Below are 10988 nucleotides of genomic sequence, written 5' to 3'. Positions count from 1 at the left end.
CGGGTGATCGGCGGGGTACATATTTAGCTATTAACTCGGGGGAGAAAAGAATGGCAAAGAAGAAAAAGAAGTTTATGGCCGGGGCCAGTTGGTCTACCTGGATTCTATTTATTGTGGGATTGAGCATCTTCTCATACCCGATTGTGACGCAAGCGTATGAAGCGACTCACCAATCAGGTGTTGTTAACAACTATCGCTCAACAGCTGCGCAAATGAACGCCAATGAAAAGGCGAAGTTGCAAGCTGAAGCTGACAAGCGTAACGAAGAGATTAAGAAGAAGGCGCAAAGCACAAATGGCAATACGGATCCGGATGTGGTGAAGGCGATGATTGAGCTGAACCAAAAGAAGGATTTGGAGACGGGAAAGAACTCTTCTTTGACGAAGATTGCTGGTAAGCCATTGGGCGTCTTGTCGATTCCTGAAATCGGTGGACTGCGTTTGCCAATCTACAATTCCGTGAAGGAAAAGGTGTTGCGTACGGGTGCTGGTATTGTGCCAGGTACGTCTTTGCCACAAGCCAACAAGGAAGGCTTGCACACGGCCATCATGGCGCACTCAGGTTTGCCAACCTCAAAGTTGTTCACGGACTTGGGTAAGATGAAGAAGGGCGACAAGTTCTACATCGAAGCACTGGGTAGTAAGACGATGACGTATAAGGTTGTCGAGATTCGTGTGATGAAGCCCGACAAGATGCAAAATGCCTTTAAGTTGAACCCGAAGGAAAATTTGGTGACGTTGGTCAGTTGTACGCCAGTTGGTGTTAACTCACACCGTTTGTTGGTGACTGGTAAGCAAGTACCAGGTGATACGTTGCCATCAGGAACGTTACGTTCAGAGTTCTTGTGGTTCGCTGGTTTGATGGTCGTTGTGGCCACGATTATCGGTGTCTTGATTCGTAAGATCATCCGCATCAAGCAAGCCAAGATGGCCTTGGCTGGCAAGTAGTTTCATTGCTACTAAAAATTAGATATGTTATTCTGAAATTACTGATTGGAGTACCGCAGCTGCGGTGCTCCTTTTGTCGTTTAGGGGAGAAATGTGACAGTGTTTACTGTTCCGGGAGGTAACTATGGATCAATATGTGACGAAGCAGGAGTTTGAGCGATTGGAACGTGAGGTAATCAGGTTAAATAAGGATGCTGAACTTGCTGAGTTAAAAAAGAATATTGGCGAAATGATCAGCAAACATATTGATAGGCTATTAATAAAGATATGGATTATGTTGGCGGTTGAAATGATTGTTATAACAATCATCCCGGTGCTCGTTCAAATGTATTTCGCACGATAACATCCGCATATCCTTCGGGCTTATTTCATGGTTCAGTGTTAGAATAGTGAGAAATAATAAGAACGAGGTAATGCACATGGCAACACGAGTACAAGATGATTTCTATGATGCAATCAACGAGGAATGGGAAGCGCAAGCTGTGATTCCTGCGGATAAGTCACGTACGGGTGGCTTCAGCGATTTGGCTGACGAAATTGAAGAGATGATGTTGGAAACGACTGATGCTTGGATGGAAGGCAAGGATGCGCCAACTGACGACATCTTGACTAACTTCATTAAGTTCCACCGTTTGACGTCAGATTGGGAGACTCGTGATGCGCTGGGCACGGAGCCGGTTAAGCCATTGATTGCGCGCTACCAAGCGTTTGAATCATTTGCGGACTTTAAGAACCACATCGTTGAGTTGGAAAAGGAAGGTTTGCCAAATGCCTTCCCAGTTGGCATTGCACCTGACTTCAAGGATGCGCGTACGAATGTCTTGTGGGCCGATGCGTTGGGCACGATTTTGCCAGATACGACGTACTATGCCGAAGATCACGAACAAGGTAAGGAATTGTTGGCAAAGTGGCGTGCTGCGCAAGAAGACTTGTTGCCAAAGTTTGGTTTCTCAGCTGATGAAATCAAAGATTTGTTGGATAAGTACATTGCCTATGACGCCCGTATTGCCAAGGTTGTCTTGAGCCAAGAAGAGTCTGCTGAGTACGCTAAGTTGTACCACCCATACAAGTGGGCCGACTTCACGGCGTTGACGCAATTGCCAATGGACGATGTGCTACAAGCGATGACTGGTCAGACGCCAGATATGATTGTTGTGCCAGAAGAGCGTTTCTGGGCTGCATCAGATCAATTCTTCTCTGAAGAAGCTTGGCCATTGTTGCAAGCAACGTTGATTGTTGGTATCGCGAACGCCTTTACAAGCTACCTATCAGACGAGATTCGTGTCTTGGGTGGTGCTTACGGCCGTGCGTTGTCAGGAACACCCGAAGCGTTGAACAAGCAAAAGGCAGCCTACTACTTGGCTGCTGGGCCATACACGCAAGCGCTTGGTTTGTGGTATGCCGGTGAGAAGTTCTCTGAAGCTGCTAAGCAAGACGTTGAGCAAAAGGTTGCGACGATGATTGATGTCTACAAGCAACGTTTGCAATCAGCTGACTGGCTACAACAAGCTACGCGCGATAAGGCTGTGGTGAAGTTGGATGCGATTGTGCCACACATCGGTTATCCAGAAAAGTTGCCTGACCGATACAAGGACAAGATTGTGGACGATGGGGCTGATTTGTTTGAAACGGCTGAAAAGTTCCGTGCCCAAGCGGTGGCTTATCAATGGTCAAAGTGGAATCAACCGGTTGACCGTGGGGAGTGGCACATGCCGGCTCACATGGTGAATGCATACTACGATCCACAACAAAACCAAATTGTATTCCCAGCGGCTATTTTGCAAGCGCCATTCTACAGCTTGGACCAATCTTCATCAGCGAACTACGGTGGTATTGGTGCAGTTATCGCGCACGAAATTTCACACGCCTTTGACACGAACGGTGCGTCATTCGATGAAAATGGTAGCTTGAACGACTGGTGGACGGAAGAAGACTACGAAGCCTTCAAGGAGCGTACGCAAAAGGTTGTTGATGAGTTCGACGGCTTGGATTCATACGGTGCCAAGGTTAATGGTAAGTTGACGGTTTCTGAAAACGTCGCTGACTTGGGTGGTGTGGCTGCTGCTTTGGCTGCCGCAAAGCGCGATGATGATTTCTCGGCGAAGGACTTCTTCGAGAGCTGGGCAACTATCTGGCGTCAAAAGGCTCGCCCAGAAATCATGCAATTGTTGGCTGCCTCAGACGTCCACGGACCGGCTAAGTTCCGTGTTAACGTGACGGTTTCTAACTTCGATGACTTCTACACGACATTTGATGTGCAACCATCTGATAAGATGTACCGCGCACCAGAAGACCGCGTGATGATCTGGTAATGATATGAAAAAACCGAATTCGACTTTGCCAGATTGGCAGGTCGAATTCGGTTTTTAATTTATTGTGATTAGGTATAATAACCGTATGGAGGTGGAATTATGACACCAAATGAAAAAGCAAAAAACATTATTCACTCAGCATCAGGCGCAGCCGGTGCGGTGGCCTTGTCACCAATTCCGTTCACGGACGCGACGTTGCTTGTACCGATTCAAGTCACGATGATTACGTCTTTATTCAAGGCATATAATCAAAAGGTGATGGAAGGTGCCGTACGCGGTGCCGTCTGGGCAGTCGCCGCGACATCATTCGGCCGTGGTGTCGTGGGGAATGCATTGAAGTTTATCCCTGGTATTGGGACGACAACCGGTGCAGCAATCTCAATGGCGACCGCGGTTGGATTGACCGAAGCAATCGGCTGGGCCATTGTGAATGAACTAGAGTCAGGTGAAAAGGTTACACCGGGTGATATCACGGGTATCATCATGAAGGCGGCGAAGACATTCAAGTTGCCGAAGAAACAATAGATATAAACAGAAAACAGCCCTCGCGTCGGCAATGCCGATACGAGGGCTGTTTGTGCAGTGAAAAACCACGGAAACTTTCGCCGGTAGCCGTGGTCTAATCTTTATCATCAATAAAGTGTGACTTTGCGGTGCTCCGCCACGATTTCAGTATATAACAAACCGAATTCATTTGCCACATGGCAGGTTGAATTCGGTTTTTAATTTGCCCAAAAGCCCAACCTAGGCGGGCTTTGTTAAGGAGATTTTAAAAACGGCAAAAAATCCGTCGAAAGATTTAGGTAATTTGTAAGCGGTTTCAATATAATGAAATTGTCGAGTGATGACTAACTATAAGTACGGGGGATTAAATGATGTTTGGATTTGGGAAGAAGAAAACAGCAGTGTTGGATCAACGACTATACAACCCGGTTATGGGTCAAGTAATTGAGTTAGAAGATGTTTCTGATCCAGTTTTTGCTGGTGGCATGATGGGCGATGGCTTTGCGGTCGAACCGACTGGAAATGAAATCGTTGCACCGGTCAGTGGGGAAGTGACAATGGTGCAAGGACACGCGGTTGGGTTTAAGCGTGCTGACGGGTTAGAGATTTTATTGCATATGGGAATTGATACGGTTTCGCTAGATGGGGCGCCGTTCAAGATTACGGTGTCGGTTGGTGATATTGTGGAGGCCGGCGATGTCATTGCTACGGCCGATTGGGCGCAGGTTGATGAGGCCGGGTTGCCAAAGACGACGATGATCCTGATTACAAATACGGCTGATAAGTTGTCATCGATGACGATGATTTTTCAGGAAGATGCTGCAACAAATGCTGGTGAAGAAATCGCTACGGCAAAGGCTAAGTAGGGGGACGAGGTTATGGCGAAAGATTATCGACCGTTAGCGAATGATATTGTGACAGCTGTTGGTGGGCCGGAAAACGTCAACAAGGTGATTCATTGTATTACGCGTTTGCGTTTTTACCTGAAGGACGAAACCAAAGCGGACTCAGAAGCGATTCGTGAGATGCCAGGCGTGGCTGGAGCGGTTTACAACGAACAACTCGGCCAATATCAAGTAGTTATTGGGCAAGAGGTCGCTGATGTCTACGATGAAGTGACCAAAATTTTGGGTCAAACGGACGTGGAAGAAACAACGACAACACAAGCACCGAAGCCAACGACAATGCTGGGTTGGGTGTCACATGGCTTTAAGTTGCTGATTGCGACGATTACTGGGTCAATGATGCCGGTGATTGGCTTGTTGGCAGCGTCAGGAATTCTGAAAGGGTTCCTAACGTTGTTCACGTTTAACTTCCATTTGATTGATACGGATTCAGCGACATACACCATCATCAACGCGATGGGTGATGCGGCGTTCTACTTCTTGCCAATCTTGGTTGGATTCTCAGCTGCAAAACAATTGAAGTCGGATCCAATCACAGTGGCAGCGATTGCGGGTGTATTGGTTCACCCAACGATTGCTGAATTGTGGAGCGCACCAACGAAGGGGATGAACGAATTGTTCGGGGTACCTTTGAATGCCGATTTCTTCGGACTGCCAATTCACATTCCACAATATACGTATTCAATTTTCCCAATCATTTTTGGGGCATGGCTCGCACGACCAGTCGGCAACTGGTTTAAGAAGGTATTACCAGTGTCGTTGCGTTCAATTTTCCAGCCATTGTTCACGGTATTCATTGTCACGGCCGTTATCCTGTGTGTGATGGGACCGGTGATTTCATTGATTTCAGCCGGAATGGCTTGGTTGATTCACTTGTTGGTGACAGCAAACGAAGCGGTTGCAGGTTTGATTATCGGCGGGTTGTACCAGTGCTTGGTAATCTTCGGCTTACACTGGATGGTCATTCCGCTACTTTCAAACGATTTGGCGACGACGGGACACTCGGTATTGAACGGGTTGATTAACTTCTCAATGATTGCGCAAGCAGCTGGTGCATTAGCAGTATTCGTTAAGTCAAAGCAAGCTAACATAAAGGGTCTTGGTTTGGCCGGCGCCTTGTCTGGTTTCGCTGGTGTTACCGAGCCAGCTGTGTACGGTATTAATTTGAAGTACGGTCGCGTCTTTTGGATGGCCAATATCGGTGGTGCCGTGGGTGGCTTCATTGCTGGCTTGATGAAGATTGATATGTGGGGATTCACTGGATCTTTGATTGGGTTCCCATCATTTATCAATCCGAAGACGGGAATCGATATGAGTTTCTGGGCCTTTTGGGCTGGTAGTGCAGCGACAATCGCGGTGTCATTCTTGTGTGTTTACTTCTGGGGCTTCAAGGATAGTGATACCGAAGTTGCCAAGACTACTGAAAAGAAGAATGTCTTTAAGACAGCGCAGGGGGCATAGTGATGAGTTTTCACGATAAAGTGGTGTATCAAATTTATCCCAAGTCATTCAATGATTCGAATGGCGATGGCGTTGGTGATTTGCCCGGCATTATTGAAAAGGTGCCCTATCTAGCTGATTTGGGGGTTGATGTCATTTGGTTGAATCCGTTCTATCCTTCACCGCAGCGTGATAATGGTTATGATATTTCTGACTATACGGCGGTTGATCCACGGTTTGGAACGATGGCTGACTTTGAGCAACTGGTTGCGGTCGCCCGAGAATATGACATGGGATTAATGTTAGATATGGTTCTTAACCACGTGTCGACCGAACACGAGTGGTTCCAAAAGGCATTGGCCGGTGACGAAACCTATCAAGATTATTTCATTCTGCGTGATACGCCGAATAATTGGCCGTCTAAATTCGGTGGCAGTGCTTGGGCACCGTTCGGAGACACCGGCAAGTACTACTTGCATCTATATGATGAAACGCAAGCTGATTTGAATTGGCGCAATCCAGCCGTACGTCGTGAACTGCAAGATGTGGTGAATTTCTGGTTGGATAAAGGTGCGGTTGGCTTACGCTTTGATGTGATTAATGTGATTGGTAAAGATGAGTTGTTGCGTGATAACGACGTGAATGAGGGGAAGGCTGAGTACACTGATACGCCGGTGGTGCATGATTACTTGCAAGAGCTAAATGCTGCAACCTTTGGAAAACGTGATGGCATCATGACAGTTGGTGAGATGAGTTCAACGACTGTCGAAAACTGCATTATGTACACGCGACCTGATCGCCATGAATTATCGATGACGTTTAACTTCCAGCATTTGAAGGTGGATTATGAAGCAGGGCAAAAGTGGACGGATGCACCAGCCGACTTCAAGCAGTTGCGTGATTTGTTGCATGAATGGAATGCGGGGATGTCGCAAGGTGGTGGTTGGAATGCGTGGTTCTGGAATAATCACGATCAACCGTGGGCATTGAACCGTTTCATTGATGGGGATGCCTACCGCGAAGTCGGTGCCAAGATGTTGGCGGCCAGCATTCATTTGAATCGTGGCACACCTTATATCTATATGGGTGAAGAAATCGGTATGGTGGACCCGGATTTCGATAGCATGAATGATTATGTCGATGTTGAAAGCTGGCATGCATATGAAATGTTGCAAGCACAAGGTAAGTCGACCCAAGAAGCATTTGCGATAGTTGCTAAGAAGTCACGTGATAATTCACGTACCCCAATGCAATGGGATGACAGCGACAACGCCGGCTTTACGACGGGGACACCGTGGCTAAAAGTCGGCACGCATTATAAAGACATCAACGTCGCCGATGAAATGTTGAACGGTGGTATTCGTTCCTTCTATCAGCAGCTCATCACGTTGCGTAAGACGGAACCCGTGATTGCAGAAGGGGATTATGAACCTTGGATACCAGAACATAATCAGGTGTACGCCTACATTCGGCATCTTGATGGCATGCAATTGCTAGTGCTGAACAACTTTAGTAATGAAGTAACTAAGATTTCGATCCCAGAATGTTTTGTGACGGGGGATGTCCTGATTTCGAACTATGACGATGTCGCGGTTGCTGGTGTACAACGATTAGAACCTTATCAAACACTCGCAATAATTAGTCGAAAAGCTTAAAAGTTTCGTTCATAAACGCTTGGTAATCTATTTCTAGCGTTGGATGAGCATTAATAATCGAGAAAGAGAAGTTTACTCCGGTAAATTTCTCTTTATTAGTATATATTGGTACAAATCCGTTAGTTACGCGGTTCACAAACCTTTCGTTAGCTTACTTAAAAATAGGAAAACGCATACATTTTCAGCTTTAAATCACTTATTTTCATGAAAATAAAACAAATGGTTGCACGATATTAGCCTTATGTGATATTATTCACTTGTAGAAAAAAGAGACGCGAAAGGTTGGTATGACGCATATGTTTGGTAAAAATAATCGATTTTGGCAAATGGTGTTGACAACATTTTGTGAAATGATATACTAAGTATGTTAATAAATGAGCAAACGAATTTTTTGAAAGATATTTGAGAGGTTATAATCATGGCTGATGCACCTAAGAAGAAGGTACTAACGGAAGAAGAAAAGGCAGCACGTTTCGAAGCTGCTAAGAAGATGACTTCAGAATTGGTTGACAAGTCTGAAGTTGCGTTGAAGGAATTCTCAACGTACACGCAAGAACAAGTTGATAAGATCGTTGCTGCGATGGCATTGGCTGGATCAGAAAACTCATTGTTGTTGGCCCACGAAGCTCACGATGAAACTGGTCGTGGTGTTGTTGAAGATAAGGATACGAAGAACCGCTTCGCATCAGAATCTGTTTACAACGCTATCAAGAACGACAAGACGGTTGGCGTTATCTCAGAAGATCGCGTAACTGGTAAGGTTGAATTGGCAGCCCCACTTGGAATCTTGGCTGGTATCGTGCCTACGACTAACCCAACTTCAACGACTATTTTCAAGTCAATGTTGGCTGCTAAGACGCGTAACACGATTGTCTTCGCCTTCCACCCACAAGCTCAAAAGTCATCAGCACACGCTGCTAAGATCGTTTACGATGCAGCCGTTGCCGCTGGTGCTCCTAAGAACTTCATCCAATGGATCGAGAAGCCATCACTAGATGGAACGACGACTTTGATTCAAAACCCAAAGATTGCTTCAATCTTGGCTACTGGTGGACCTTCAATGGTTAACGCCGCTTTGAAGTCAGGAAACCCATCAATGGGTGTTGGAGCTGGTAACGGTGCCGTATTCGTTGATGCAACTGCTAACATCGACCGCGCTGTTGAAGACTTGCTTTTGTCAAAGCGTTTTGACAACGGTATGATCTGTGCCACTGAAAACTCATTGGTTATCGAAGCTCCTGTATACGATGAAGTTATGCGCAAGTTGCAAGAACAAGGTGCATACTTGACGCCAAAGAAGGACTACGAGAAGGTTGCTAACTTCGTCTTCAAGCCAAACGCAGAAGGCTTCGGTGTTAACGGACCAGTTGCCGGAATGTCAGGTAAGTGGATTGCCGAGCAAGCAGGTTTGAAGTTGCCAGAAGACAAGGATGTTTTGTTGTTCGAATTGGACAAGAAGAACATCGGTGAAGCTTTGTCATCAGAAAAGTTGAGCCCATTGTTGTCAGTTTACAAGGCTGCTGACCGCGAAGACGCTATCGAAATCGTACGCGCTTTGTTGAACTACCAAGGTGCAGGACACAACGCTGCTATCCAAATCGGTGCACAAGACGATCCATTCGTTAAGGAATACGCCGACAAGATTGAAGCATCACGTATCTTGGTTAACCAACCAGACTCAATCGGTGGTGTTGGAGATATCTACACTGACGCAATGCGCCCATCATTGACGCTTGGAACTGGATCATGGGGGAAGAATTCATTGTCACACAACTTGTCAACTTACGATTTGCTTAACATCAAGACGGTTGCACGTCGTCGTAACCGCCCACAATGGGTACGTTTGCCAAAGGACATCTACTACGAGTCAAACGCAATCACGTACTTGCAAGAATTGCCAAACATTGATCGCGCCTTCATCGTTGCCGACCCAGGAATGGTTAAGTTCGGCTTCGTAGACAAGATTTTGGACCAATTTGCTTTGCGCCAAGACCAAGTGAAGACGTCAATCTACGGTTCAGTACAACCTGACCCAACGATCGGTCAAGCTATCGAAATTGCCCGTCAAATGTCAGAATTCCAACCAGACACTGTTGTCTTGATTGGTGGTGGTTCAGCTCTTGACGCTGGTAAGATTGCTCGCTTCTTGTACGAGTACTCTGCAGAAGAGGGTCACGAAGGAATCTTGAACGACGATGCTGCCTTGAAGGAATTGTTCGGCGAGTTGGCACAAAAGTTCATGGATATCCGTAAGCGTATCGTGAAGTTCGATCACCAACACTTGACGCAAATGGTTGCTATCCCAACGACGTCAGGAACTGGTTCAGAAGTAACGCCATTCGCCGTTATTACTGACGATGAGACGCACGTTAAGTACCCATTGGCTGACTACGAGTTGACGCCACAAGTTGCCATCGTGGACCCAGAGTTCGTTATGACGGTGCCAAAGCGCACGGTTGCCTTCTCAGGTTTGGACGCTTTGTCACACGCCTTGGAGTCATATGTTTCAGTTATGGCCTCAGAATTCACTCGTCCATGGGCTTTGCAAGCTATCAAGTTGATCTTCGATAACTTGGAGACGTCATACAAGTACGACCCAGCTAACCCAACTAAGGAAGGTCAAGAAGCACGTTCAAAGATGCACTACGCTTCAACTTTGGCAGGTATGTCATTTGCCAACGCCTTCTTGGGAATTAACCACGCCTTGGCTCACAAGACTGGTGGTGCCTTCGGCTTGCCTCACGGATTGGCTATCTCAATCGCCATGAAGCACGTTATCAAGTTCAACGCGGTTACTGGAAACGTAAAGCGTACGCCATTCCCACGTTACGAGACTTACACGGCACAAAAGGATTACGCTGATATCGCTCGCTACCTTGGTTTGCAAGGAAAGAACGATGCCGAATTGGTTGAAGCATTGTTGGCTAAGATTGACCAATTGTTCGCTGGTGTAGAAGTTGTTCCAACTTTGTCAGCAAACGGTGTATCAAAGGCTGACTTTGACAAGGCTTTGGAGACTTTGCCTGACTTGGTATACAACGACCAAACGACGCCAGGTAACCCACGTCAACCACGTTTGGAAGAGATCCGCACTTTGTTGTCAGACCAATTCTAATCTAGGTTAACGCCTCACAACTCAATATCTATAGCACCCACAAACTACAGCCATGGTTTGTGGGTGCTTTTATTTAGATGGTTCCAACAAACAATCAACAACAGTATTTG

Annotated in this window: 8 protein-coding genes; all 8 read left to right on the top strand. The window is 46.5% G+C overall.

The features are described 5' to 3' along the window. Positions 1-50: 50 nt before the first annotated feature. The 8 genes from ACAW68_10260 to adhE all read left to right on the top strand — a co-directional run bounded on the left by ACAW68_10260 (position 51) and on the right by adhE (position 10878). On the top strand, positions 51-947 hold the full coding sequence (locus ACAW68_10260) for a class C sortase (GenBank protein XGA15821.1): 897 nt from the start codon (positions 51-53) through the stop codon (positions 945-947). Positions 948-1071: 124 nt separating this feature from the next. Next, positions 1072-1290: a hypothetical protein gene (locus ACAW68_10255; GenBank protein XGA15820.1), complete on the top strand. Its 219-nt coding sequence runs from the start codon at positions 1072-1074 to the stop codon at positions 1288-1290. 76 nt (positions 1291-1366) lie between these two features. After that, positions 1367-3259: a M13 family metallopeptidase gene (locus ACAW68_10250; protein ID XGA15819.1), complete on the top strand. Its 1893-nt coding sequence runs from the start codon at positions 1367-1369 to the stop codon at positions 3257-3259. Positions 3260-3358: 99 nt separating this feature from the next. Beyond that, positions 3359-3784: a DUF697 domain-containing protein gene (locus ACAW68_10245; protein XGA15818.1), complete on the top strand. Its 426-nt coding sequence runs from the start codon at positions 3359-3361 to the stop codon at positions 3782-3784. A 350-nt stretch (positions 3785-4134) separates the two neighbouring features. After that, positions 4135-4629 carry a PTS glucose transporter subunit IIA gene (locus ACAW68_10240; protein XGA17032.1) on the top strand — a complete coding sequence of 165 codons (495 nt, stop codon included), beginning with the start codon at positions 4135-4137 and terminating at the stop codon, positions 4627-4629. Between the two features lie 12 nt (positions 4630-4641). After that, the gene (locus ACAW68_10235) at positions 4642-6129 is read left to right on the top strand and encodes a PTS transporter subunit EIIC (protein ID XGA15817.1); all 1488 of its coding nucleotides are present in this window, start codon (positions 4642-4644) and stop codon (positions 6127-6129) included. Between the two features lie 2 nt (positions 6130-6131). Continuing rightward, entirely contained in the window at positions 6132-7763 is a 1632-nt protein-coding gene (gene treC, locus ACAW68_10230) for an alpha,alpha-phosphotrehalase (protein XGA15816.1), read from the top strand. Between the two features lie 418 nt (positions 7764-8181). Further along, positions 8182-10878, top strand: coding sequence for a bifunctional acetaldehyde-CoA/alcohol dehydrogenase (gene adhE, locus ACAW68_10225; GenBank protein ID XGA15815.1), 2697 nt, complete (start codon positions 8182-8184; stop codon positions 10876-10878). Positions 10879-10988: the final 110 nt, after the last annotated feature.

It is taken from the genome of Weissella confusa, from assembly GCA_041871065.1.
Classification (GTDB): domain Bacteria; phylum Bacillota; class Bacilli; order Lactobacillales; family Lactobacillaceae; genus Weissella; species Weissella confusa_A.
The sequence above is the reverse complement of the archived record's forward strand: the minus strand, read 5'-3'. Positions and strand labels throughout refer to the sequence as shown.

Excerpts from the sequence above, each read along its gene's own strand:
- ACAW68_10260 (XGA15821.1), top strand. The coding sequence starts at position 51 with ATGGCAAAGAAGAAAAAGAAGTTTATGGCCGGGGCCAGTTGGTCTACC.
- ACAW68_10255 (XGA15820.1), top strand. The coding sequence starts at position 1,072 with ATGGATCAATATGTGACGAAGCAGGAGTTTGAGCGATTGGAACGTGAG.
- ACAW68_10250 (XGA15819.1), top strand. The coding sequence starts at position 1,367 with ATGGCAACACGAGTACAAGATGATTTCTATGATGCAATCAACGAGGAA.
- ACAW68_10245 (XGA15818.1), top strand. The coding sequence starts at position 3,359 with ATGACACCAAATGAAAAAGCAAAAAACATTATTCACTCAGCATCAGGC.
- ACAW68_10240 (XGA17032.1), top strand. The coding sequence starts at position 4,135 with ATGTTTGGATTTGGGAAGAAGAAAACAGCAGTGTTGGATCAACGACTA.
- ACAW68_10235 (XGA15817.1), top strand. The coding sequence starts at position 4,642 with ATGGCGAAAGATTATCGACCGTTAGCGAATGATATTGTGACAGCTGTT.
- treC (XGA15816.1), top strand. The coding sequence starts at position 6,132 with ATGAGTTTTCACGATAAAGTGGTGTATCAAATTTATCCCAAGTCATTC.
- adhE (XGA15815.1), top strand. The coding sequence starts at position 8,182 with ATGGCTGATGCACCTAAGAAGAAGGTACTAACGGAAGAAGAAAAGGCA.